We start from the raw sequence: 24,839 nt of genomic DNA, 5'->3' as shown, positions 1-24,839 counted from the left end.
CGCCGCGGAGCGGCGGGGAGCGGTGGCAGCACGGCGCGGCAAGGGCTACGGCACCCCCGGCGAGGGGACCCGCACCTAGGCCGGCGGTGAGCCCAGGACGGCGGCCAGGTCGTACCCCGCGGCCTCCTCCAGCTGCGCGTACGTGCAGGACTCGGGGTCCCGATCGGGGCGCCACGCCCGGAACTGGGCGGTGTGCCGGAACCGCGCCCCGTTCTCCATGTGGTCGTAGGCGACCTCACACACCCGCTCGGGCCGCAACGGCACCCAGGAAAGATCCTTCTTGCCGGTCCACCGGCTCACCGCCCCGGGCAGCCGCGCCCCCTCGTGCGCCGCCTCCTCCGTCCACGCCGCCCACGGATGCCCCGCCGCGGACTCCATCCGCAGGGGTTCGAGCTCCGCCACCAGCTCCTCGCGCCGTTTCATGGAGAAGGCGGCGCACACCCCGACGTGCTGCAACGTCCCCCCGTCGTCGTACAGACCGAGCAGCAGCGAACCCACCACGGGCCCGCTCTTGTGGAACCGGAAGCCCGCGACCACGCAGTCCGCCGTCCGCTCGTGCTTGATCTTGAACATGAGGCGCTCGTTCTGCCGGTACGGCAGGTCCACCGGCTTCGCGATCACCCCGTCGAGCCCGGCCCCCTCGTACTGCTCGAACCAGCGCTCCGCCACCTCCCGGTCCAGCGTCGCGGGCGCCAGGTGCACGGGCGCGCTCACGCCGTCGAGCGCCCTGGCGAGGAGCCGCCTGCGGTCGCTGAGGGGGACGTCGAGGAGCGACTCGTCGAAGAGGGCGAGCAGGTCGAAGGCGACGAAGGACGCCGGGGTCCGCTCGGCGAGCGTCCGCACCCGGGACTCCGCCGGATGGATGCGCTCGGTGAGCGCGTCGAAGTCCAGCCGCCCGTCGCGTGCGATGACGATCTCCCCGTCTACCACGCACCGCTCGGGCAACCGCTCGGCCAGCGCCCCGACCAGCTCGGGAAAGTACCGGGTCAGGGACTTCGTGCCGCGGCTGCCGATCTCGATCTCCGCGCCGTCCCGGAAGACGACGGCCCGGAACCCGTCCCACTTCGCCTCGTACTGCATACCGGGCGGAATCCGCGCCACGGACTTGGCGAGCATGGGCTTCACGGGAGGCATCACCGGGAGATCCATGGCCCGATTCTCCCGCCGGGCGGACCATATCGCCCGGTGTGCGGCATTTGCCGTACGCGTCTACCGTGGCACGCATGGGCGCCGGAGCGGCGGTGGAGCTGACGGCTGGAGAGCGGAAGGTGCGGCTCTCCAGCCCCGACCGCGTGCTGTTCCCCGAGCGCGGCTTCACCAAGCGGGACCTCGCCGAGTACTTCATCGCCGTCGGCGACGGCATCCTGCGGGCCCTGCGCGACCGGCCCACGACCCTGGAGCGGTACCCCGAGGGCATCGGCGGCGAGCACTTCTACCAGAAGCGCGCCCCCAAGAACCTGCCCGACTGGATCCCCACCGGCACCATCACCTTCCCCAGCGGCCGCACCGCCGACGAGATCTGCCCCACCGAGGTCGCCGCGGTCGTCTGGGCCGCCCAGTTCGGCACGTTCACCTTCCACCCGTGGCCGGTCCGCCGCGCCGACCCCGACCACCCCGACGAACTCCGCATCGACCTGGACCCGCAGCCCGGCACCGACTACGCCGACGCCGTCCGCGCCGCCCACGGACTCAGGGAAGTCCTGGCCGACTTCGGCCTGCGCGGCTGGCCCAAGACCTCCGGCGGGCGCGGCATCCACGTCTTCGTGCCCCTCGCGCCCCGGTGGACGTTCGTCGAGGTGCGCCGCGCCGCCATCGCCTGCGGCCGCGAGCTGGAGCGGCGCATGCCGGACGCGGTCACCACCGCGTGGTGGAAGGAGGAGCGCGGCGAGCGCATCTTCGTCGACTTCAACCAGACCGCCCGGGACCGCACCATCGCCTCCGCCTACTCGGTGCGCGCCCGCCCGCACGCCCCCGTCTCCGCGCCGCTGCGCTGGGACGAGCTCGACGACGCGGTGCCCACCGACTTCGACATCGGCTCCATGCCCGGACGCTTCGCCGAGGTCGGCGACGTACACAAGGACATGGGCGAGCACGCCTTCTCGCTGGAGGGCCTCCTCGAACAGGCCGACCGCGACGAGCACGACCACGGGCTCGGCGACATGCCCTACCCGCCCGAGTACCCGAAGATGCCCGGAGAGCCGAAGCGGGTCCAGCCGAGCCGCGCGAAGCACGACGACGACTGAACCTGCTCCCGTTCAGGGCTGGTTGGCTATAGCTCCTTGATCCGGATGTCCCGGTACGACACCACGTCCGTCACGCCATGGACCTGGAGCCCCACATAGCCGGACGCGAAGCGGCGGCCGTCCGTGCCCGGGTCGTCGCCGCGCGGCGGCTCGAAGACCTGGCCGCCGGTGTTGTCGAACTCGTTGATGAGCACGCCGTTGCGGTAGACCGAGTAGTGCTGGTCGACCACCCGGATCTCGTAGTCGTTCCACGTGCCCTTGGGCGTCACGCCCGCGCCCCCGAGCCCGACGCGGTCGAAGCCGTACACCGACCCCGTCTTGTACATGTCGCCGTCGGGGCGGTCCAACACCTGTATCTCATGGCCGTACTTGATGGCGACCCACTCCGGACGAGACTCCTCCGGGTGATCGTGGACCTGCGGGAAGCGCACGAACACACCGGAGTTGGCGTTCCCGGCGGCCGGGGCGTCGTCGCGCCACTGGAGCTTCAGCGAGAAGTCGCCGTACTTGCGCTCGGGGAACCACAGCATGCCGAGGCCGTTCTTCGTGGTGCCCGAGGTCATCGTCCCGTCGGCGTTGAGACCGAACGAACCGCCGCCCACGTGCTGCCACTTGGCGAAGGACTTCTGCGTGCCGTCGAAGAGGTGACGGTAGCCCTCGGTCTGGCCCGGCTTGCCGATGCCCGACTGCTTCGCCGCCTTGTTGATCTTGTTGTACTCGCGCTGGTCGATCTCCCCGGCCTTCTTGAGGCGGTCCGTGACCGTCTTCACGTGCTTGAGGAACAGCGCGTGCGACGACCAGTCCTTCTCGTCCTCGATCAGCTCACCGATCCGGCACCGGTTGTTGGTGACCCGGTTCGGTATGCCCGTGTCGACCGTGCCGACGAAGACCGTCAACCGCTCGTCGTACTCGGGGCAGTTGGGCCCGGGAACCCCACCGCCCTCGTCGACCGTGAACGCCACCGACTTCGCGGGCGCGGTGTTGCCTGCCTTGTCGCTCGCCCGGTACGCCACGGTGTGCCGCCCGACGCGGTCGACGACCACCGGCGCGGCGTACGCCACATAGGGGCCGCCGTCCAGGGAGTACTCGACCTTGTCCACGCCCGACCCGGAGTCGGTCGCGGTGACCGTCACCTTCGCCTTGCCGATGTAGGCGCCGTCCGAGTTCTTGTCGCCCTCGACCTTCGCCGACGTCTCCGGTGGCGTCTTGTCCTCGGCCGGCGGCGTGACCACCGTGAACTCCACCGACTTCTCCGGGGCGACGTTGCCCGCCTTGTCGGAGGCGCGGTAGCGGACCTTGTGGCTGCCCACCTCGTGGACCATCACCGGCGTCGTGTACGGCTGCCAGACGCCGTCGCCCAGCGCGTACTCGACCTTGTTGAGGCCCGAGCCCGCGTCGGACGCCGCCACCGTGACCGTCGCCATGCCCAGGTACTGCCCCTGGTCGTTCTTCTCGCCGGTGACCGTCGCGGACGTCTCCGGCGGCGTCTTGTCGTCGGTCGACGGCGGGACGACCTTGAAGTCGACGGCCTTCTCCGCCGCCACGTTGCCCGCCTTGTCGGACGCCCGGTAGCGGATCTTGTGCGTGCCGACCGTGTTCACGACGACGGGCGCCGTGTACGGCTGCCAGGCGCCGTCGGCACCGACCGCGTACTCGACCTTGTCGACGCCCGAGCCGCCGCTCTCGTCGGTCGCCGTCACCGAGACCGTCGCCGAACCGACGTACGCGCCCTCGGAGTTGGTCGCGCCGTCCACCCGCGCCTTCGTCTCCGGGGCCGTGGTGTCCTCGCCGCCGCCCTCGGTCACGACCAGGATGCCCTGCATCGCCCCGTGGCCGGGAATGGTGCAGTAGTAGCGGTAGCGGCCCGGCGTGAGGGTGACCTCGGCCGTGTGCTTGCCGCCTTGGTCGTCCCCGGGGTTGGCGAGGATGTTCAGCGGGACGTCGTTGTTGTACTCCGGGTCGGAGACGTCGAACGTCAGCGTGTGCGGCATGCCGGTGGTGTTGCCGGTGGCCACGCTGTTCTCGAAGACGATCGTCGTCTTGCCCGCGACCGCCGTCGCCGGCGCGGACTTGTACTTGGATATGTCGTTGTCCGCGGTCCACGTGAGCGTCTGCTGCGCCGTGGCGAGCCCGGTGTTGTCGGGGCGCGCGTTCGCCGCCGACGTCAGGCCGACCGCCATGAGGAGCGCGGCGAGGAGCGCCGTCCAGACCCTGCCGCGGTGCGGAGCCCTCCGGCCCCTGCCGCGGGAAGCGGATCCCATCATCCCGCCCTCCTCGCCAGGTCCGCCGCGGCCGGAGTGGCCGCGCCGCCCTTGTACGTCACGCGCCACAGCGCCGACTTGGCGTCCGAGGTGAAGAAGCCGCGCCCGTAGTCCAGGACGTACAGCGAACCGTCCGGGGCGAACTTCCAGTCCATGAGGTTCTTGATGTTGTCGTTGCCCACCGGAATGATCTTCTTGAGTGATTCGGCGTGCACCGGCAGGCCGCCCTTGCCGACCGTCTTCGGGTCGGTGAGCACCGCGTGCCGTGGCTGGTCGCCGTCGTAGAAGTCGCCGACGAACCACTTGCCGTCCCAGTACGACGGCCACTTGTCGGCGCTCGCGGAAGCCGCGTCGTAGCGGTAGACCGGGCCGTTCATGGTGGCCTGGCCGCCGCCCTTGAGCCACGGCAGGAGCTGCTTCTGCTCCTCCGGCTTGTAGCTCGGCACGCCGTTCGCGTCGCGTGGGTAGTCGATGCCGCCGCCCTGCGGCGAGTACCAGATGGTGTTGGGCTCGGCCGGCGGGATCTTCACCAGGCCGTCGTTGTTGGGCGATTCATTGCGCAGGTTCTTGCAGTCGTACCAGCCGAGCGGCTTGCTCGGGTCGGGCAGATTGCGGTCGCGGTAGGGCTGGTTGTTGCCCATGCAGTACGGCCAGCCGCGGTTGGAGGCGTGCGTGATGGCCGCGAACGTGTCGTACTTCGCCGGGCCCCAGGTCGTCGACGGCTGACCGGCGTCGGGGCCGACCCAGCCCGCGTACAGGGTGTCGGTCTTCTTGTCGACGAAGATGCGCGCGGGGTTCCTGACCCCCATCACATAGATCTCGCCGCGCGTCTTGCCGCCGCCCTCGTCCGGCTCCTTGCCGGTGAAGAGGTTGCCGTCGGGCAGGGTGTACGTGCCGTCGGGCTCCGGGTGGATGCGCAGGATCTTGCCGTTGAGGTTGTTGGTGTTGCCGGAGGTGCGGCGGGCGTCGGCGAAGGACACGCCCTTGAAGTTCGGCTGCGGGTTGTTGCCCGAGTAGCCCTCGCTGAAGCCGGAGGAGTTGTTGTCGCCGGTCGCGATGTACAGGTTGCCCTTGGAGTCCCAGGACATCCCGCCGCCGGAGTGGCAGCAACTGTGGATCTGCACGGGCCACTTGAGCAGCACCTTCTCGCTGCCCATGTCCAGCTTGTTGGTGGCCTGGTCGAGGGTGAAGCGGGAGACGTACCGCTCGGCCATGTGCGTGTCGCGGTTGATCCGCGAGTGGGGTGTGTAGTGCAGGTACACCCAGCCGTTCTGCTCGAACCTCGGATCGAGCTCAATGCCGAGCAGGCCCTCCTCGACCTTGATCAGCTCACCGCCGCCGCCCTTGTTGCCGAAGACGGTGAGCGCCCCGGCGAGCGTGACCTGCTTGGTCTTCGGGTCGTAGACGTGGATCTCGCCCCTGCCCTTGCCGATGTCGGGGTTGTTCCAGTCGGTGATGACGGGCTGCGAGGAGTCGGCGCCGCCGCGGCCGATGTAGAACACCCGGCCGTCGGGGGCCGTGACCAGGCCGTGCGGCTCGCCGATCTGGTCGTTCTGGCCCGGCTTGTTGGGCTGGGTCAGCCGCTCGGCCTTGTAGTTGGCGTTGATGGTCGCCTTGCAGTCGGCGCGGGCGATGCGGGTCGTCCAGAGCAGGGCGCCGCGCAGATGGCCGCGGAAGTCCGCCTCGTCGTAGGCGTCCGCCGTGCCGCCCATGCCGGTGTAGAAGGACCGGCCGCCGTCGTAGTCGCGGCACCAGGACACCGGGTGGTCCCAGCCGTTCGCGCCCGCGCCCGGCTTGTACGTCGACTCGCGCACCCGGGCCACGGTGTGCACGGAACCCGACGGATTGGCCTCCCAGTTGAGCCACTTGTCGGGGCGCTTCCACTCCAGGGGGAGGTCCTTGGTGGCCGGGTTCTGGCGGTCGCCGACCTCGACGGTGGCGCGCTGGGCGGTGGTGGGGCTCGCGTCCTTCGGGCGGGCGCCGACCAGGCCCGTGAACCAGGACGAGTACGGCTCCGCGCGGGCCGCGTCGTGCAGGCCGAGGAAGCCGCCGCCGGCCTCCATGTACGCCTCCAGACCCGCCTCCTGCTCGGCGTCCAGCACATCGCCGCCGCCGGTCACGAAGGTCACCGCGTTGAACTTGCCGAGCTTCTTGGCGTTGGTGAACACTGCGGGGTCGTCCGTGGCCGTCACCGTGAAGCGCTGCTCGGCCGGGCCCGACTGGCCGATCTTCTCGATCGCGGCGATGGCGGCGTCGACGACCGGCGACTCCTCGCCACCCGCCGCCGAGCCGTAGAAGGCGAGGACCCGCACGTTCGCGCCGCCCGGGGGAGCGGGCAGCGCGCGTGACATCGTTGTCTTCATCGCCTCCGCGTCGGGGAGCGGTTCCGGGAAGGGGCGCGCGGTCGCGGCCGGGCCCGTGAGGAGGCCGGCTGCGACGGCCCCCGCGGCCAGGGCGGCCGCCCAGGCGCGGCGCTTGGTTCTCTGTCTGGTTCTGCCCAACCATCGTACGGTTGGGGGCGTTTGATGCGGTGTCAGCCGCATGAGTACACCCACCCATCGTCGGTCACGGCTACGGCGGATACATCAACGGCGCCGATGATGCCAGCCCTCTTTTGACGGCTGGCGCCGACGAAGCTAGCCCTCTTTCGACGGCTAGCCAAGAGCTACGACAGCACTTCGCACGACCTTTGTCCTGCGTGTGGATAAACCAGGGCCCTGCCGCTAGCGTGTGGCCGAATCCGGTGCCTCGTGCGCCCTGGGCCATGTCCGTACGCAGCGTCAGTTTCCGTATCGCAGTGGGGAGTTCGCCATGGACAGACGGAGCTTCAACCGCCGGATGCTGGTCGGGGGAGCGGCGGCCACGGCGGGGGTGACATCGTTGTCGGCCATGGCGTCGGACTCCGCGGCCGACGCCCCGCGCGCCGACCGCGCCGTTGCCGATCCGCCGAAGACGGCCCCCGCGGGCGGCGAGGTGCGGCGCGTCAAGATGTACGCGGAGAAGCTTCCCGACGGGCAGATGGGCTACGGCCTGGAGAAGGGCAAGGCGTCCATCCCCGGACCGCTGCTCGAACTCAACGAAGGGGACACCCTGCACATCGAGTTCGAGAACACCACGGACGTCGACGTCAGCCTGCACGTGCACGGCATGGACTACGAGATCTCCAGCGACGGCACGAAGCACACCAAGTCCCACGTGGCGCCCGGCGGCAAGCGCACCTACACCTGGCGCACGCACGCGCCCGGCCGCCGCAAGGACGGCACCTGGCGCCCCGGCACGGCCGGTTACTGGCACTACCACGACCACGTGGTCGGCACGGAACACGGCACGGGCGGCCTGCGCAAGGGGCTGTACGGCGCGGTGATCGTGCGCCGCAAGGGCGACATCCTGCCCGACCAGACCTGCGTCGTCGTCTTCAACGACATGCTGATCAACAACAAGCCCGCGCACTCCGGCCCGAACTTCGAGGCCACGGTGGGCGACCGGGTCGAGTTCGTGTCGATCACCCACGGCGAGTACTACCACACCTTCCACATCCACGGTCACCGCTGGGCCGACAACCGCACGGGCCTGCTCACCGGCCCCGACGACCCCAGCCAGATCCTCGACGACAAGATCACGGGCCCCGGTGACTCCTTCGGCTTCCAGGTGATCGCGGGCGAGGGGGTCGGGGCCGGGGCGTGGATGTACCACTGCCACGTGCAGAGCCACTCCGACATGGGGATGGTGGGCCTGTTCCTCGTGAAGAAGCCGGACGGGACCATCCCGGACTACGAGCCGCACCATCCGCACACCGGCGCGGAGAAGCCGAAGGGCACGTCCGAGGAGGGCGGCTCCTCGGGTCACGCGCACCACTAGGGGCTCTCCGAGGGGGCTCTCCGAGGAGGGCTGTCCGAGGCGGGGCTGTCCGAGGGGGCGGCGAAGCCCCTGTCGTCGGAGGGCCCGCATCGCCTCACCGGATGAGCGACCAGCGGTACCGGGCGTCCTCGAAGGGAAGGTCGTCGCGCACCGTCACATAGGAAGTGCCCGCGGCGTAAGGCGTGCTCAGCCGTTTCCCGTCGTCCGCCGACGAGAACACCTGCCCCTCGGGCTGGCCGGGCGGGATGCGCCATGCCTGCTGGATGTCGTTCTTGACGCACTCGCCCAACCAGGCAAGACCCCAACCGGCGACATCGGCGAGGCACTTGCCGGTGCCGACCGAGATGATCTGGAGCCCGCGGCTGTTGTCGAGCCCGAGCCTCCACCGCTGCCGGGGGTCGCCCGCGTCGCAGGGCGCGAGCGTGGCGGTGCCCTGGAAGGCGTTGGCGGGGTCGTCGGCCGTGGTCATGCACAGGCCGTTGGCCACGTTGCGCCACTGACTCCCGGCGTCGGCAGCGGCGGGGGGCGCGTGGGCGGGCGCGGGCGCCGTGCCCGCGAGCACGCCACCGGCCGCGACGGTGACCACGGCCGCCGTCAGGGCACCGACCCGGCGGCTGGACTTCCTGCGCTGTACGGGCGTCATGCGTGCTCCATCCCCCTGGTGGCCCGCGGCCCGGGCGGCGGGCCCGGCGCCGCCGTGGTCGGCCACGTTCCGTGCGTCGATGCTGGCGCACGGCGGAAGCTGGGCACCATCCCCAGATCGAGGGATGGCGCTCGCCCTGCGCCTTTGAAGGATGGCGCCTCCCCTTCCGGCGTGCGTGACTACGCTGGGCGCTCCTACGGTCGCGTCAGGTGGGGGCGAGGGGCGCATGGGACTGACCTACGAGGACGCGGTCCGGCTGCTCGGCGGCCAGCGGGAGGGCACGGTCGCGGCGCTCGACCGGCTGGCCGGAGGGCTGTTGCTCGCGTCGTCGGCGACGGGCGCCGGCTTCGTCTCCGGCCTCTTCGACGCCCGCGGCGAACTGGCGCGGTACGGCGGCGGGCTCGTCCACGGCCTCGGCGAACGGATGCGTGGGCTCACCCGGTTCGAGCGCAGCGAACGACTGGCCGCGGCCCACGCCGTGGTGGTGCTCTCCGCGTACTTCGAGGTGCTCGCCGAGTCCGAACTCCCCTGTGACGTTGGGGAACTGGAGCTCACGAGCGCCGATCAAGCGGCCCTGGCCGGGGCTGAGTCCGAAGCGAGCAGGCGCCTGGGGACGCTGGCCGCGAGCCTGTTGCGCGCGGACGTACCGATGCCGGCACCGCACCGGCCGTACGAGGCGACGCTCGACGCGCTGAGCGACTTCTACCGCCGCCTCTCGGTCGAAGTGACGCGCTTCGTACGGGGCATGGCCGTATGGGACCGGCTCGACGACACCCGCAAGGGCCGGTTCGAACGGGCGCTGTCCGGCGAGGTTCCGGGCCGGGCCGTCACGCGCTACGAAGAGCTGTTCCGGCAGTTGGCGCTCGACTGCCCCGAAGTCGCCTTCTGGGCGGGCCTCATGGACCACCGGGCCACCAGGGCGCAGCTGCGGACGCTGACCGTCGGCCTTGAGGAGCTGGGGCGGGTGCTGGCGGAACTCGCCGCCCACCGGCCCTCGGACCAGTGGGTCGCCGGCCTGGCGCGTGCCCATGCGGCGGCCCTGAACCGCCCGATCCTCACGTCACGGGACGTCCTGGACGGGCTGAGCCTGCCGGTTCTCGGCGCGGCCTATGTGAACCCGGACTTCCGGGTCGCCGAAGTGGGTCCGGCCGACCGGTTCGCCGAGGACTCGTGGTGGGGCGAGTGCCCCGTCCGCACGGACCTGGACCACTTCCTGCTCGGCCATCTGACCTCACCGCGGGCCGCCCGGGCCCCGCTGGTCGTTCTCGGCCAGCCGGGGTCCGGCAAGTCCGTCTTCACCCAGGTCCTCGCGGCCCGGCTGCCGGCCGCCGACTTCCTGGCCGTGCGCGTCGAGTTGCGCGACGCCGCCGCCGACGCGGACCTCCAGACCCAGATCGAGCAGGCCGTGCGCTCGGCCACGGGTGAGTCCGTGACCTGGCCCGATCTGGTCCGGCGGGGCGGCGGGGCGCTGCCGGTGGTGCTGCTCGACGGCTTCGACGAGTTGTTGCAGGCGACCGGCGTGAGCCAGAGCGACTACCTGATGAAGGTGGCGGACTTCCAGAGCCGGGAGGAGAGCCAGGGGCGGCCTGTCGTCGTCCTCGTCACCAGTCGCACCGCCGTCGCGGACCGGGCACGGCCCGCGGAGGGCATGCTCGCCCTGCACCTGGAGCCGTTCAGCGACGGGCAGGTCGGGCGGTGGCTGGAGGTGTGGAACCGCACCAACGCCGACGGTTTCAGCGCGCGCGGACTCCTTCCCCTCGCTCCCGAAGTCGCCCTCAGACACGGCGAACTGGCGTCCCAGCCGTTGCTGCTGCTGATGCTCGCGCTGTACGACGCGGACGCGAACGCGCTGCAGCGGCACGGCGAACGGCTGGGCGAAGGGGAGCTCTACGAGCGGCTGCTCAGCAGCTTCGCCGCGCGGGAAGTCCGCAAGAGCGGGGAGCCGCTCGGCGAGGAGTCGCTCGACGACGCGGTGGAGCGGCAGCTCGCGGAGCTCGCCCTGGTGGCGTTCGCGATGTTCAACCGAGGACGGCAGTGGATCGGCGCGGCCGAACTCGACACGGACCTGTCCGCCCTGGGCCCCGACTCCTCCCGCCCCGGCGCCTCTCCCGGCCTGCGCGCCACGCTCAGCGGGGCGGAACTGGTGCTCGGCCACTTCTACTTCGTGCACGAATCGCGGGCCAGCCGTGATGGGCTGCGCCTGCGGACCTACGAATTCCTGCACGCCACCTTCGGGGAGTATCTGATCGCGCGGCTCGTCACACAGGAGCTCGACGACCTCGCGTCGTCACTGCGCCGGAGTACCCGCCGCAACCGCCCCGCTGTGGTCGACGACGCCTTCCTGCACGCGCTCCTGTCGTTCGTGCCGCTCACCACGCGCGGCACCACGGTCTCCTTCGCCGTGGAACGGCTGCGCGCCTTGCCGGAGCCCCGACGCCGCGCGGTGCACGACGTGCTCCTCGACCTCTTCCACCACGCGCTCCTGGACCGGCACGACAGCCGGTACGGCGACTACGTGCCACAGCGGCTGCCGGTGCCGACCGGGCCCGCGGTGTACTCCGTGAACCTGCTGGTGCTCGCCGTGGGCGCGGCGGGACAGGTCACAGGGCGGGAGCTGTTCCCGCAGGCGGAGGACATCGTGTCCGAGTGGCGCCGCTCGGCCCTGCTGTGGCGGTCGCAGTGCCAGGAGGGGGCGTGGACCGGTCTCGTGTCGACGCTCGGGATCGAGCGCTTGTGGGCGGACGGCCAACGGGACATCAGGCTGAGCCTGCGGCAGGGCGCCGAGCCGGAGCCCGATCGAGTGGACACGTACTGGACCTACGGCTATGCCCCCGGCAGCGAACACCGGCCTCGAGGCGGGGGCTGGCTGTGCTGGTTCCAGTACGACAACAGCGAACTGCGCGAGAAGGCGGCATTCCTCTGCGACAAGGTCGACGACACGGTCGTCCACGGCCTCGAACCGCTGGCCGGGACGTGGGACACGGCGGTCACCACCTTTCTCGGCGACGGCACCGAGCCTCCCGTCTCCGCCGCGAACGCCATGATCCACCTGTGGCTGCTGATCGACGACGACGCCCCCACGGCCGACCTGACGGAGGCGTTCGACACGTGCCTGCGGTTCGCCCTCAACGGCTTCGCCATCGCCGACGTGGTCACCCGGCGGCGGTTCAGGAAGATGTTCCTGCGTCGCCTCGCGGCGGAGTGGCGGCGGCTCGACCCCGTGTGGGTGGAGGAAGCCCTCGGCGAGATCTGGCGCGGCGGCGCGCACAGGTCGGACGGCGGCCCGACGTTCCACGCCCTCGCGGGGGACATCCTCCCCATCGAACTGCGCGTCCTCTGGCGTGACATGGACGAGCGGGACCGCGGACCGGGACTATCCTGATCGGTAACCGTCGATGAGGAGTTCCGAGGTGCCGCAGGCAGCAGCCCGTCCCACGCTGGAGGCAGTGGCCGCGCGGGCGGGGGTGTCGCGGGCGACGGTGTCCCGGGTCGTGAACGGTGAGGCCGGGGTGCGGGAGGTGCTCGCGGTGAAGGTGAGGCGGGCGGTGAAGGAGCTCGGTTACGTTCCCAACCGGGCCGCCCGCAGTCTTGTCACCCGCCGCCACGACGCCGTCGCCGTGGTCATCGCCGAACCGGAGACCAGGGTGTTCGCCGACCCCTTCTTCGCGCTCCAACTGCGGGGCATCAGCAAGGAACTGACGGCCCGTGACGTACAGCTCCTGCTGCTCCTGACGGAGGGGCGGGACGACCATGAACGGGTCGGCCGCTATCTCGCGGGCGGCCATGTGGACGGCGCGCTCGTCTTCTCGCTGCACCTGGACGACCCGCTGCCCGGCATCATCCACGGCGCCGGTGTGCCCACGGTGTTCGGCGGGCGGCCGGGCTGGGCGGGCAGCGCGCGCTACGTCGACTGCGACAACCGCGGCGGTGCCCGGCAGGCCGTACGCCACCTCGTCGGGCTCGGCCGCACCCGCGTCGCGCACATCACCGGCCCCCTGGACCAGACATCGGCGGTCGACCGCCTCGACGGCTACCGCGACGTCCTGCCCGCGGCGGACCCGGACCTGGTCGTCGAGGGCGACTTCACCCCGGCGGGCGGCGAGCGCGCCATGCGCCTGCTCCTCGACCGCCGCCCGGACGTCGACGCCGTCTTCGCCGCGAACGACCTGACCGCGTCCGGGGCGCTGCGCGTGCTGCGCGAGTCCGGGCGGCGGGTGCCGCGGGACGTGGCGGTCGTCGGCTTCGACGACATGCTGCCCGTGGCCGAGCAGGCCGATCCGCCGCTGACGACGGTGCGGCAGGACATCGAGGGGATGGGGCGGCTGATGGCGGCGATGCTGCTGCGCGGCGACGTCCACGAGGAGGGAGCCGACGGCGCGGACGCGGACGCCGAGGGCGGCGCGTGCGTGGTGCTGCCCACGGAGCTGGTGCGACGGGAGTCCGCCTGACCGCCCGCTGTCTGCCTAGCCCTCTGCCGCCCCCCCGCCCACCGCCCGTAGAAATTCTCCCGGCGCCCCGGTCACACTTCCCGTTCCCCGCGCGTCATGGCAGTGAGGGAGCAGTTCCTCACGGAGCGCGTGCGCCAGGCGGGTTGCGTCCGCCCGGGCGGGGCCCTCGACCCCACCCGGGCGTGAGCCCTACTGACGCCGTCCGCCGAGGATCAGGAGCCCACGGACACCGTGAACCGGCGGGGGTTCCCGTCGTGCGCCGCGCCCGACACGTCCGGCTGCCCGTCCGGGCGTACGTCGTCGTACGGGAAGGCGTACCCGATGGGCGAGTTGGCGTGCACCACCCGGGACCAGTGGTTGGTGACGCCGCCGCGGTAGTAGTCGCCGGCCGTCGTGCCGTTCGGCTGGGACGGGTGGGTGAGCATGATGCTGCGGTTGAACCCGGCGGCGAGGCGGGCGAGGAGGCCCTTCTTGTCGTCGGGGTCGCCCGGGTTGTTGGCGAACGGGCCGTGGTTGCAGGTGAAGATGTCCTTCGAGGTGGGCTTGGCGAAGGTGTGGCCGCCCTCGAAGGTGAGGGTGTCGCCCGAGACCCGGCCGGCGCGCACGCCCCGCCCGCCCTGGAGGTCGATGCGCAGGTCGGCCCCGCGGTACTTCTCCCAGACCTGGTCGATGTAGCTGTTGAAGTAGTCGCGGAACGGCATCTTGCCCGGGTCGCCGAAGTGCGGGGCCATCAGGTTCTGCGGCGAGATGACGCGCAGCACGCCGCCGTCGCCGCGGATCACCAGCTTGTCCCAGGGCTGGCCGTCCTTGCCGGCCTGTGCCACCAGATCGGCGGCGATCTTGTCCACGGCCCCCTCGGGCAGCGGCGCGACGGTGTGCTTGGCGTCGCCTTCGAGGGTCAGACCGATGGGCAGCGCCGTCACCAGGTCGACGTAGCTGATGTTCGCGTACAACTGCGTGCTGTTGAAGGTGAACTCGCAGAACGACCACGTGCGGCCGTAGTTCGGGTCCTCCTTGGTGGCGAACGCGGGCTCGACGAGGGAGGGGCCCGGGTTGAGGAAGAAGTCCAGCTTGTCGTCGCGTACGAAGTACACGCGGGCGCCGTACATCTGAGGCAGCGTCAACACCTTGGGGGCGGAGCCCGCCGCGCCCAGCGGGATGGCGCAGTCCACGGGCAGCGGCGTCTGCGGGGCCGACGGCGAATCGGGGCGGTAGACGCCGCCGTCCGGCTTGAGGAGCACCCAGCGGTCGGTGCCGGGCTCGTGGCCGGTGACGTACGCGCGGACCTGGCCCGGCAGCGACTTGTTCTGCAGTGCGAGTTCACAGGTCGCGGGCGCGGCTGAGGCGTCCGGGCTCAGCGCGCTGCCCCACGCGGGGTACGTGAGGGCGCCCGCGGCGACCGCGGACGACGTCAGGAACACTCGGCGCGATATCACGGTATGTCTCTCCTGGCTGGAATGTGGGGGGAGTTGGGCAGGAGTGCGGCCCGGGCGCGCGGTGGTGCGTCGACGTGCCCCACTGTCGCTGCGGTGAAATCGCGCCGTCAAGAGATGTTGCTGAGAGCGCTCTCAGAATCTGCTCCGGGTTCACAAGGTGATGACAGTCGAGCGCGGAGAGTGACGAAACGCGGTGCTCGGCACGGGGGCGGGCACGAGGGTGTGTGCCGGGCCGGGGCCAGCGCGCGCGGATTGTCAGTGCCCGGTGCAAGACTCGGAACTGACGTACTCGTGAGGCGACAAGCGCGACAAAGGAGTCGATCATGCTCAGTGATCTCACGCTCACCGGCGCCCCGGTCTGGGTCGATCTCGGCACCACGGACATGGACGGCGCGGCGGCCTTCTACCGCGGCGTCTTCGGCTGGGACTTCGAGAAGGGCGGCGAGGAAGTCGGCGGTTACGGCACGTTCCAGCTCGACGGCAAGGCCGCCGCGGGCGGAATGACGGTCACGCCCGAAATGGGCGCCCCCGCCTGGTCGCTGTACTTCTGCACGCCGGACGCGGACGCCACCGCCAAGCAGGTCGAGCAGGCCGGCGGCCGCACCCTCTTCGAGCCGATGGACGTCCTGGACCTCGGCCGCATGGCGGGCTTCGCCGACTCGGCGGGAGTGGCCTTCTCCGTGTGGCAGCCGGGGCGGAACAAGGGCCTGGAGCTGGTGAACGAGCCGGGCGGCCTGATCTGGACCGAGCTGTACACCCCGGACATCGAGACCGGCGCCGCGTTCTACGGCGCGGTGTTCGGCTGGAGGACCATCAACCAACCCTTCGAGGGCGGGTCGTACACCATGGTGTATCCAGGCGGCGGCACGCCGGACGACATGTTCGGCGGTCTGTGGCCCCTCGACCAGGACCCGGCCGAGCAGGAAGCCGGTGTCTATTGGATGCCGTATTTCCACGTCACCGACATCGACGCGGTGGTGGAGAAGGCACGCACGACCGGCGGCACCGTCCGGGCCGAGCGCATGGACCTCGCCGGAGTGGGCGCGTTCGCGAAGCTCGCCGACCCGTACGGCGCGCGGTTCGCCCTGATGCAGCCGGAGCCGTCGCAGGGCTGAGCCACCAGGTCAGGGCCCCCTGCGAAGCCCCTCGCTGCCTGGTCCCGCAACGCCCGGCGCGCCGCGTTGATCGAACGTTGATCGCTTGTTTCGCGCCATCCTCCAGGATCACGGCATGCACAATGACACCACTTTGACCGAGCCCGAACTCACCTGGCAGGAGCAGGCGCTGTGCGCGCAGACCGGGCCCGACTTCTTCTTCCCCGAGCCCGGCAGCTCGGTGCGCGAGGCCAAGCGCATCTGCCGCCTGTGCGACATGCGCCAGACCTGCCTGGCGTACGCCCTCGACAACGACGAGCGGTTCGGCGTCTGGGGCGGGCTCTCCGAGAAGGAACGGCAGAGCCTGCGCCAGGAGCGTGCGTGACGGGTGCCGAGTGGCTCACGCGTACGTGACCTCGAACCGCCGTGTGCCCTCCGGGACATGAACGTCGTCGCCGGACACCGGCAGCTCGCGGCCGTCCGCCGACGCCGCCCGCACGGAGCCGAAACGGCACGGGTAGACGTACCGCACCCGCTCCGGTGACTCGGTGATGTCCACGGCCACCGCCCGCGCCGCCGCGTCGTGCGTGAGCCGGTAGCCGAAGGGCGCCCCGAACAGCGTGGGCGCGGCCTCGACGGTCACCGGCTCACCGTCCGGCACCCAGTGCGGGCGGATGCCCGGGGCGACGTACAGATGCGGATCGCGGTCCTCGTCGGCCTCGAAGAAGAGGATGTCGCGCAGGAGCAGCAGATACTCCGCGGCCGCCCAGCCGTGCGGGATGTCGCCCATGTACCAGTGGCGGTAGGGGACTTCGGCGAAGCCGGACGCGATCGGGAACGCGTGCTGCTCGTTCCACGCGCCGAGCGCCACCGCCCGGTCGTCGGTGCGCGGCAGCGAGGCCGCCACGGTCCAGCCGAGCAGTGCGTCCATCCGCGCGGCGTCTCCCGCCAGCAGATAAGCGTGCGCCAACTGCAGCGTCAGATAGGGGCCGTACGCGTTCCACGCCGCCTCGTGCCGGAAGCCGCCCGTCACGAACCGGCCGTACATGGTGTCCAGCGTGCACCGCGCCGCCAGGTCGACCTCGTCGCCCAGCTTGCCGCCCATGTGCAGCCGCAGCGGATGGAAGTACGCGGCCGCGCCGATCATCGTCGAGTCGCGCCGCCCGACGTCCCCGGGCCCGGTCGGGATGTACGTCTCCCACTCGCCCAGCCGCCGCTGCTCCGCCAGGACCCAGCGGATCGAGGCCGCCGTGGCCTGCTTCAAGTCGTCGAAGGCGGCCCAGAGTTCGCGGACCTCCGGGGTGCCGAGGCGCTCGGCGAGGCGCGCCGCCTCGTACAGGCCGGCGAGGCCCCACAGGTCGTCCCAGTAGTGCGGCTTGTCGCGCTCGCCGAGGTGCTCGGCGCTCCAGCCGCTGTGCAGCAGGCCGTAGGCGTCCCGGTTGTCGCGCAGCCACCGCGCGCCGTCGATCACGTACGGCGCGTACAGCTTCGCGCCGAAGGCGGCGCCGGGGCCCGCCGTGCGGTCGAAGCGTCCGATCGCCCACAGCGCCTGGCCGTTGCTGTCCCACTCGCGGTCGTCCCGCTCGTGCGGGCCGCCGTAGAAGCCGTACTCGGCGCACGGCCCGATCCGGCCCGTGCCCCGGTTGAACCGCAGCGGGTAGTGCGTGCCCAACTGGTGCTCCGCGAGCGCCGCGTCGCCCACGAGCGAGCACGCCGTCGCCTCCACCGAGGAGTCCCGGATCCAGAACGAGTCGTACACCGTCGGCCCCGGGTGGATCTCGCCGTGGTCCGAGAGGACCAGCAACTGCGAGCGCGCCTGCCGGAACAGATCGGTCAAGTGCGCCACGGGGCCCGGGAGTCCGGGCTGCACGCCCTGGCCGAGGACCTTCGCCGTCCAGAACGACCGGTTCGCCTCCTCCAGTTCGGCGGCGGGCGTGGCGCGGATCTCGGCCAGATCACCGGCCCCGCTGTACAGGTCGACGGGCAGCCGCACGGCGATCTCGAACGCCTCGCCGTCCGCCACCCGGAACGGCCACGCGAACGCGGCGCTGCACAACCCCGCGACCTGGTCCTGCGCCTGGAGCGCGGCGTTGAGCTTGCCGCCCACGGCCAGGTCGTGGAACGGGCTGCGGGTCAGATACGCCGCCGGATCCGACGCGAAGTCCGGGTTGCCGTAGACGCCGTAGTGCTCGGGCGCGGTGTCGAACACCGGGCCCCAGCCGCTGTTGGTCTCCACCCGCGCCTCGTCCGGCAGATACCTGAGGAACGTCAGCTGCCGGTCGGTGGTGCCCGGGTCGCGGCGGTCGTGCCGCTGGAAACCGCTCGGCCCCGCGGGCAGCACGGCCGCGCACAGCCAGCCCTCGCGCGGCGGGCCGCTCGGAGCGGTGACGGCGAGCCGCGTCACCGTGAGGTCCCGCTGCCGGGGCCCGACCGGCGCCGCGAACGTCCGCTGCGTGAACTCCACGCCGCCCGGTGTGCGGAACGTCGTCTCCACCACCGGCAGGTGCGGCGCCTCCATGCGCTGCGCGACCGTGCCGCACTCCGTGAGCTGCGGCACGCTGACGGTGCCCGACGCCGGTTCGTACAGGAAGAACGCCAGGCAGTACTTGTCGTACACCGGCTCGATCTCCCCGGCCTGGCCGATCAGCGACTCCTGGCGGTGGTCCTTCACGCCGACCATGTGCCAGTAGCGGTACAGCGCGTTCGAGGAGAAGGCGGCCTCCTTCGACTCGTACGTGCCCGCGTCGAAGTCGTCGCTCCAGCGCCGGAAGGCGGCCTGCGCCCACCACGGCACCGGGTACGGCACCCGCGCCCGGTCCGCCCAGCTGCGCCACATGACCTCGTAGAACATCCACTCATGGGTCCGTGCCATGCCCGTGCACCCCCTGGGGTCGACGGCGGCTGTGCCCGTCTGCCCACCATGGCACCGCGGGGCGGGGCCGTAAATCGCCGCGCGCCCCGCGCGATGCCGGGGTCAGCTCGGTGCGACGCCCCGCGCCGCGGCCCGGGCCCGGCGCGCGGCCAGGCGCTCGTCGAACTTCGACGCCTCCGCGTCGAGCCCGCCCATGAAGAGGCCCAGCTCCTCCTGGGCCTTGGCGCCCTCGGGGCCGAGGCCGGGGATCTCCATGATCTTGAGGAAGCGCAGCACGGGCTGCAGCACGTCGTCGTGGTGGATGCGCAGGTTGTACACCCCGCCGATGGCCATCTGCGCGGCGGCCCGCTCGAAGCCGGGGATGCTGTGGCCGGGCATGCGGAAGCCGACGACGACGTCGCGGACGGCGCACATCGTGAGGTCGGGGGCGAGCTCGAAGGCGGCCTTGAGGAGGTTGCGGTAGAAGACCATGTGCAGGTTCTCGTCGGTCGCGATGCGCGCCAGCATCCGGTCGCAGACGGGGTCCCCGGACTGGTGGCCGGTGTTGCGGTGGGAGATCCGCGTGGCCAGCTCCTGGAAGGCGACGTACGCCACGGAGTGCAGCATCGAGTGCCGGTTGTCGGACTCGAAGCCCTCGCTCATGTGCGCCATGCGGAACTGCTCGAGCTGGTCGGGGTCGACGGCACGGGACGCGAGGAGGTAGTCGCGCATGACGATGCCGTGCCGCCCCTCCTCCGCGGTCCAGCGGTGCACCCAGGTGCCCCAGGCGCCGTCGCGGCCGAAGAGGGAGGCGATCTCGTGGTGGTAGCTGGGGAGGTTGTCCTCGGTGAGGAGGTTCACCACGAGTGCGACACGGCCGATGTCGGTGACCGGCGACTGCTCCTTGGCCCATGCCTCGCCGTCCTCGAAGAGGCCGGGGAAGTTCCGGGCGTCGGAGAACGGCACGTACTCGTGCGGCATCCAGTCCTTGGCCACGGCCAGATGCCGGTTGAGCTCCTTCTCTACCACTTCTTCCAAAGCGTACAGAAGCCGGGCGTCGGTCCATGTGTCCGGGCTGCCGAGGTGGGGAGAAGTGATCGTCACGGGGGCTCCTGGGGACGGGAGGGGTGGGGAAGCGGCGCCGGGGGTAGCACGGAGCCGCGAGCGTTTTGTACCTACGCCATCGTAGGTTACGTACCCGTAGGTTAAGCCCTCCGTAAAGAGCCCCCGAAACCGGGTGGCCCGAGGGCCCCGGAACCGGAGGTCAGCCCACCGCCCGCCGCAGATGCTCGGCCGTGAACGACCCCCGCGCTCCGAGCAGCTCCCGCGGCGTCCCCTCGAAGACGATCCGGCCGCCGTGCTTGCCCCCGTCGGGCCCCAGGTCGATGACCCAGTCCGCGTGCTTGACGACCTCCAGGTTGTGCTCGACGACCAGCACGGTGTTCCCGGCGTCGACGAGCCGGTCCAGCATGGCGAGCAGCCCGTCCACGTCCGCCATGTGCAGTCCGGTGGTCGGCTCGTCGAGGACGTACGTGGTCCCCGTCCGATGCAGCTGGGTGGCGAGCTTGATGCGCTGCCGCTCTCCGCCGGACAGCGTGGACAGCGGCTGGCCGAGGGTGAGGTAGGTGAGTCCGACATCACGCAGGGCGCCGAGCCGGCGGCGTACCGCCGTGTCGGGGGAGTCCTCGAAGAAGGCCAGGGCGCGCTCGGCGGTCATGTCGAGCACGTCGACGATCGAGCACCCGCCCACCGTCAGGCGCAGCACCTCCTCCTTGAAGCGCCGCCCCGCGCACGCCTCGCACGTCGTCGTGACCGGATCCATGAACGCCAGGTCGCTGTAGATGATCCCACGGCCCTGGCAACTCTCGCAGGCCCCATGGGAGTTGAAGCTGAAGAGGCCAGGCTCGGTGCCGGTCCGGCGGGCGAAGAGCGCGCGCACCCGGTCCATGATCCCCAGATACGTCGCCGGTGTGGAGCGCGCCGAGATGCCGATGGACGACTGGTCGACGGCCACGGCGTCGGGGTGCTGCTCGAGGAAGGCCCGGGAGATCAGCGTGCTCTTGCCGGAGCCCGCGACACCCGTCACGGCCGTGAGGACGCCGGTGGGCACCCGTACGCTCACGTCCTTGAGGTTGTGCAGGTCGGCCCCCTTGATCCACTCGCCGCCGACGGCCTCGCGCGGATGTTCCTTGATGCCGCCGGAGCGGCGCAGGCAGCGGCCGGTGAGGGTGTCGGCGGCGCGCAGCCGAGCCGGGGTGCCCTCGAAGACCACGAGGCCGCCGTCGGCGCCCGCGGCCGGGCCCATGTCGACGATGTGGTCGGCGACGGCGATCACGTCCGGGTCGTGCTCGACGACGAGCACGGTGTTGCCCTTGTCGCGCAGGCGCAGCAGCAGGTCGTTGAGGCGGCCCACGTCGCGCGGGTGCAGGCCGACGCTCGGCTCGTCGAAGATGTACGTCATGCCGGTCAGGCTGGAGCCGAGGTGGCGCACCATCTTCAGGCGCTGGCCCTCGCCGCCGGAGAGCGTGGACGTCTCGCGGTCGAGGCTGAGGTAGCCGAGCCCGATGGCCTCGATGCGTTCGAGCGCGGCGACGGCCGCCCCGGCGATCGGACCGGCCACGGGCCCGTCGACGCGGCCGAGCGCCGCGATCAGGTCGGTGACCTCCATGCGCGTGCAGTCGGTGATGCTCAGGCCGGCGACGCGGGTGGCGAGCGCGGCCGGGTTCAGGCGCGCGCCGTCGCACGCCGGGCAGTGGCCCTCGACGAGGAAGGGCTGCACCATGTCGCGGGTCTTCTGGGAGAGCGCCGACAGGTCGCGGTGCAGGTACAGCCGCTCGAAGCGGTCGGCGAGCCCTTCGTAGTCGATGTCGCGGGCGCCCCCGGTGTTGTCGACGTTGACCTTGCTCGCCTTGGTCGCCTGCTTGCCGCGCCCGCCGCCGCGCATCAGGAACTCCCGTTCCGCGGCGGTGAATTCACCGACGGGTTTGTGTGTGTCGAGGTCCGTGGTGTTCGTGTACGTCTGGCCCTGCCAGGTCCCGACGGCGAACGGCGGGAACAGGATCGCGCCGCCCGCCAGGGACTTGGCGGGGTCCAGGATGCGGTCGTAGTCGGGCCGCACGGTGCGGCCGAGCCCGGCGCACTCGGGGCACATCCCGCTCGGGTCGTTGAACGAATACGCCGTGGCCGGTCCCGCGCTCGGCGTGCCGTGGCGCGAGAACAACACCCGGATCACCGAGTAGATGTCCGTCATCGTGCCCACGGTGGAGCGGGAGTGGCCGCCGATCGGCTTCTGGTCGACGACGATCGCGGGCGCGAGGTCCTCGATGGCGTCCGCGTGCGGCCGCTCGTACTTCGGCAGCCGGTTGCGGATGAACCACGTGAACGTCTCGTTGAGCTGGCGCTGCGACTCGACGGCGATGGTGTCGAAGACGACCGACGACTTGCCCGACCCCGAAACGCCGGTGAAGACCGTCAGACGGCCCTTCGGTATGCGCAGGTTCACCTCCTTCAGGTTGTTCTCACGGGCCCCGGTGAGGGTGATGTGCTGGTGGTCCGACGGGGTGTGCGGTGGGTGACTGGCATCTCGCATGTACGCGAAGCTAGTCGGGATACCCGACAGCTTCTGTCCTGTTTTCCAGGGCGATGTCGTCGGGGCCGGAGACCTCCTTGAGCGCCCCGTCGAGCACCAGCCAGCGCGTGATGCCGATCGACTCCAGGAACGGCAGGTCGTGGCTGGCGACGATCAGCGCGCCCTCGTAGCTCTCCAGGGCTGTCGCGAGCTGGTGGACGCTGGCCATGTCGAGGTTGTTCGTCGGTTCGTCGAGCATCAGCAGCTGCGGCGCGGGCTCGGCGAGCAGCAGCGCCGCGAGCGCCGCCCGGAACCGTTCGCCGCCGGAGAGCGTGGCCGCCCGCTGGTCGGCCTTCGCGCCCTTGAACAGGAAGCGGGCCAGGCGCGCCCGGACCCGGTTGTTCGTGGCCTCCGGCGCGAACCGCGCGACGTTCTCGGCGACGCTCAGCTCTTCGTCGAGTACGTCGAGACGCTGCGGCAGGAAGCGCAGCGGAACGTGCGCCGTCGCCTCCCCGCCGAGCGGGTCGAGTTCGCCGCTGATGGTCCGCAGCAGCGTGGTCTTGCCCGCGCCGTTGCGGCGTCTTGCCCGCGCCGTTGCGGCCGACCAGCGCGACGCGCTCGGGCCCGCCCAGCTCGAACCGGCCGCCCACCCGCGCTCCGTAACGGAGCGTCAGGTCCTGGAGCGTCAGGACGGTGCGGCCCGGCGGGACCGCGGTGTGCGGCAGGTCGACGCGGATCTCGTCGTCGTCGCGCACCGCCTCGACGGCGTCGTCCAGGCGCTCCTTGGCCTCGGCCAGCTTCCCCTCGTGCATGATGCGGTGCTTGCCCGCGGACTCCTGGGCGGACCGCTTGCGCGCCCCCATGACGATCTTCGGCTCGCGCTTCTGGTCCTGCATCTTCTGGCCGTACCGCTTGCGGCGGGCCAATTTGACCTGGGCCTCGACGAGTTCGCGCTTCTGCTTGCGCAGGTCGGACTCGGCGACGCGCACCATGCGTTCGGCCGCCTCCTGCTCGACGGCGAGCGCCTCCTCGTACGCGCTGAAGTTGCCGCCGTACCAGGTGACTTCGCCGTCCCGCAGGTCGGCGATCTGGTCGACGCGGTCCAGGAGTTCCCGGTCGTGGCTGACCACGACGAGCACTCCGGACCACGCGTCGACGGCCGCGTACAGGCGCCTGCGGGCGTGCAGGTCCAGGTTGTTGGTGGGCTCGTCGAGCAGCAGGACGCCGGGCCTCGTCGAGCAGCAGGACGCCGGGCCTGCGCAGCAGCAGTGCGGCCAGGCGCAGCAGCACCGACTCGCCGCCGGAGACCTCACCGGTGGTGCGGTCCAGGCCGATGTTGCCGAGGCCGAGCTGGGCGAGGGTCGCCGTGGCGCGCTCCTCGACGTCCCAGTCGTCGCCGACGGCCGTGAAGTGCTCGGCGCTCGGGTCGCCCGCCTCGATGGCGTGCAGCGCGGCGCGGGTGCCGGCGATGCCGAGCGCCTCGTCGACGCGCAGGGTGGTGTCGAGGGTGACGTTCTGCGGCAGGTAGCCGACGTCGCCCGCGGTGCGGACGGCGCCCTCGGCCGGGGTGAGTTCCCCCGCGATCAGCTTCAGGAGCGTCGACTTGCCGGATCCGTTGCGGCCGATCAGGCCGGTCCTGCCGGGGCCGAACGCGGCCTGCAGGCCGTCGAAGACGGTGGTCCCGTCGGGCCAGGTGAAGGCGAGCGACGTGCAGGTGATGGACGTGGTGGGGGACAGAGACATACGGGCCTCGCGGTTGCTGGGTGATGCGCGGGTGAGGGGCAACGCGTGCGGGACACCGCGAGGGTCGTGTGAAAGGGCCCTGCGCCGGACGGACGGCTCTTGTGCCGAGGTCGCACCCGACGTACACAGCGAGGAATTCGACGAACTCGGGGAACAGCGAGGAGTTCGCGAAAGCTGTGACGCGGTGTCTCAAGACCTCAGACGAGCAACGTCCTTCTCCGATCGACGGCAACAGAAGCGCTATACACCGTAAAGGGGGTGTGTGGCCCTGTCAACGGGTTTCCGGGCCCCGGCGGCCGGGCCGGGGCCCGGGCATGGCGCCCGGCGTAAGCGTGCCGGTTCGGTCCGCGGTCGCGCAAAGGAGTTTTCCGCTGCGTGCCGAGCGCGTGGTCGGGCCGCCCCCCCGCGTGGCTGTTCGGGGTGGCTGTTCGGCTCGGCCGTAGATGTCGGATTCTCGCCAGACCCGCCCCCGCGGCCCTGCTTGAGTACCGCTCATGACGAACCAGCACCAGCACGCCACCGCGACCGCCTTCCGCGCCCTGCACACCCCCGGCACCCCGCTCGTCCTGCCCAACGCCTGGGACATCGCGAGCGCCCGTGTCGTCGAGGCGGCCGGAGCCGCCGCCGTCGCCACCACCAGCGCGGGCCTCGCCTGGGCGCTCGGCGCCGCCGACGGCGACCGGCTGCCCCGCGA

At 71.3% G+C, this 24,839-nt stretch carries 15 protein-coding genes and 1 pseudogene; 7 read left to right on the top strand and 9 right to left on the bottom strand.

The genetic code is table 11. The features are described 5' to 3' along the window. Nucleotides 1–75: 75 nt before the first annotated feature. On the bottom strand, nt 76–1,149 hold the full coding sequence (locus STRAU_RS31765; RefSeq protein ID WP_016644511.1) for an ATP-dependent DNA ligase: 1,074 nt from the start codon (nt 1,147–1,149) through the stop codon (nt 76–78). Nucleotides 1,150–1,223: 74 nt separating this feature from the next. Between STRAU_RS31765 and ligD the strand changes: the two genes are divergently transcribed. Beyond that, a complete protein-coding gene (gene ligD / locus STRAU_RS31760) occupies nt 1,224–2,243 on the top strand; it encodes a non-homologous end-joining DNA ligase (RefSeq protein ID WP_016644510.1) in 1,020 nt (339 codons plus the stop codon). Between the two features lie 26 nt (nt 2,244–2,269). Here the strand turns inward: ligD and STRAU_RS31755 are convergent, their stop codons facing one another. Together STRAU_RS31755 and STRAU_RS31750 are read right to left on the bottom strand one after the other, a co-directional pair. Next, nucleotides 2,270–4,507: an OmpL47-type beta-barrel domain-containing protein gene (locus STRAU_RS31755; RefSeq protein ID WP_397893123.1), complete on the bottom strand. Its 2,238-nt coding sequence runs from the start codon at nt 4,505–4,507 to the stop codon at nt 2,270–2,272. After that, nucleotides 4,504–7,047: a ThuA domain-containing protein gene (locus tag STRAU_RS31750; protein WP_203227492.1), complete on the bottom strand. Its 2,544-nt coding sequence runs from the start codon at nt 7,045–7,047 to the stop codon at nt 4,504–4,506. Before STRAU_RS31750 ends, STRAU_RS31755 begins: the two co-directional genes overlap by 4 nt. A 268-nt stretch (nt 7,048–7,315) precedes the next feature. Here STRAU_RS31750 and STRAU_RS31745 point away from each other — a divergent pair, with 268 nt between their 5' ends. Continuing rightward, complete coding sequence (locus tag STRAU_RS31745; protein WP_037663254.1) at nt 7,316–8,362, top strand: multicopper oxidase domain-containing protein; 1,047 nt, start codon at nt 7,316–7,318, stop codon at nt 8,360–8,362. A gap of 94 nt (nt 8,363–8,456) precedes the next feature. Here the strand turns inward: STRAU_RS31745 and STRAU_RS31740 are convergent, their stop codons facing one another. Beyond that, entirely contained in the window at nt 8,457–9,005 is a 549-nt protein-coding gene (locus STRAU_RS31740; RefSeq protein ID WP_016644505.1) for a ricin-type beta-trefoil lectin domain protein, read from the bottom strand. Between the two features lie 226 nt (nt 9,006–9,231). Between STRAU_RS31740 and STRAU_RS31735 the strand changes: the two genes are divergently transcribed. Together STRAU_RS31735 and STRAU_RS31730 are read left to right on the top strand one after the other, a co-directional pair. After that, entirely contained in the window at nt 9,232–12,387 is a 3,156-nt protein-coding gene (locus STRAU_RS31735; RefSeq protein WP_016644504.1) for an NACHT domain-containing protein, read from the top strand. Between the two features lie 13 nt (nt 12,388–12,400). Next, nucleotides 12,401–13,453 carry a LacI family DNA-binding transcriptional regulator gene (locus tag STRAU_RS31730; RefSeq protein ID WP_037663252.1) on the top strand — a complete coding sequence of 351 codons (1,053 nt, stop codon included), beginning with the start codon at nt 12,401–12,403 and terminating at the stop codon, nt 13,451–13,453. A 212-nt stretch (nt 13,454–13,665) separates the two neighbouring features. On the opposite strand, the gene STRAU_RS31725 is transcribed toward STRAU_RS31730, so the two are convergent. Continuing rightward, nucleotides 13,666–14,889, bottom strand: coding sequence for a glycoside hydrolase family 64 protein (locus STRAU_RS31725; protein WP_037663250.1), 1,224 nt, complete (start codon nt 14,887–14,889; stop codon nt 13,666–13,668). A 323-nt stretch (nt 14,890–15,212) separates the two neighbouring features. Here STRAU_RS31725 and STRAU_RS31720 point away from each other — a divergent pair, with 323 nt between their 5' ends. Together STRAU_RS31720 and STRAU_RS31715 are read left to right on the top strand one after the other, a co-directional pair. Next, nucleotides 15,213–16,004 carry a VOC family protein gene (locus STRAU_RS31720; RefSeq protein WP_016644501.1) on the top strand — a complete coding sequence of 264 codons (792 nt, stop codon included), beginning with the start codon at nt 15,213–15,215 and terminating at the stop codon, nt 16,002–16,004. Nucleotides 16,005–16,119: 115 nt separating this feature from the next. After that, a complete protein-coding gene (locus tag STRAU_RS31715; protein WP_016644500.1) occupies nt 16,120–16,368 on the top strand; it encodes a WhiB family transcriptional regulator in 249 nt (82 codons plus the stop codon). A gap of 15 nt (nt 16,369–16,383) precedes the next feature. On the opposite strand, the gene STRAU_RS31710 is transcribed toward STRAU_RS31715, so the two are convergent. The 4 genes and pseudogenes from STRAU_RS31710 to STRAU_RS31695 form a co-directional block, all read right to left on the bottom strand. Next, nucleotides 16,384–18,855, bottom strand: a complete 2,472-nt coding sequence (locus STRAU_RS31710; RefSeq protein ID WP_016644499.1) for a hypothetical protein — start codon at nt 18,853–18,855, stop codon at nt 16,384–16,386. Between the two features lie 102 nt (nt 18,856–18,957). Further along, entirely contained in the window at nt 18,958–19,938 is a 981-nt protein-coding gene (locus STRAU_RS31705; RefSeq protein WP_037663247.1) for an acyl-ACP desaturase, read from the bottom strand. 160 nt (nt 19,939–20,098) lie between these two features. Beyond that, nucleotides 20,099–22,423 (bottom strand): ATP-binding cassette domain-containing protein, encoded by a 2,325-nt coding sequence (locus STRAU_RS31700; RefSeq protein WP_016644496.1) that lies wholly within the window; start codon nt 22,421–22,423, stop codon nt 20,099–20,101. A 10-nt stretch (nt 22,424–22,433) separates the two neighbouring features. Beyond that, nucleotides 22,434–24,145: pseudogene (locus tag STRAU_RS31695) on the bottom strand (ABC-F family ATP-binding cassette domain-containing protein). Between the two features lie 494 nt (nt 24,146–24,639). Here STRAU_RS31695 and STRAU_RS31690 point away from each other — a divergent pair. Then, nucleotides 24,640–24,839, top strand: a 200-nt coding sequence (locus STRAU_RS31690; RefSeq protein WP_037663245.1) for an isocitrate lyase/phosphoenolpyruvate mutase family protein, incomplete at its 3' end; no start/stop codon positions are given.

The sequence above is a fragment of the Streptomyces aurantiacus JA 4570 genome (assembly GCF_000414115.1).
GTDB lineage: Bacteria > Actinomycetota > Actinomycetes > Streptomycetales > Streptomycetaceae > Streptomyces > Streptomyces aurantiacus_A.
The sequence above is the reverse complement of the archived record's forward strand: the minus strand, read 5'-3'. Positions and strand labels throughout refer to the sequence as shown.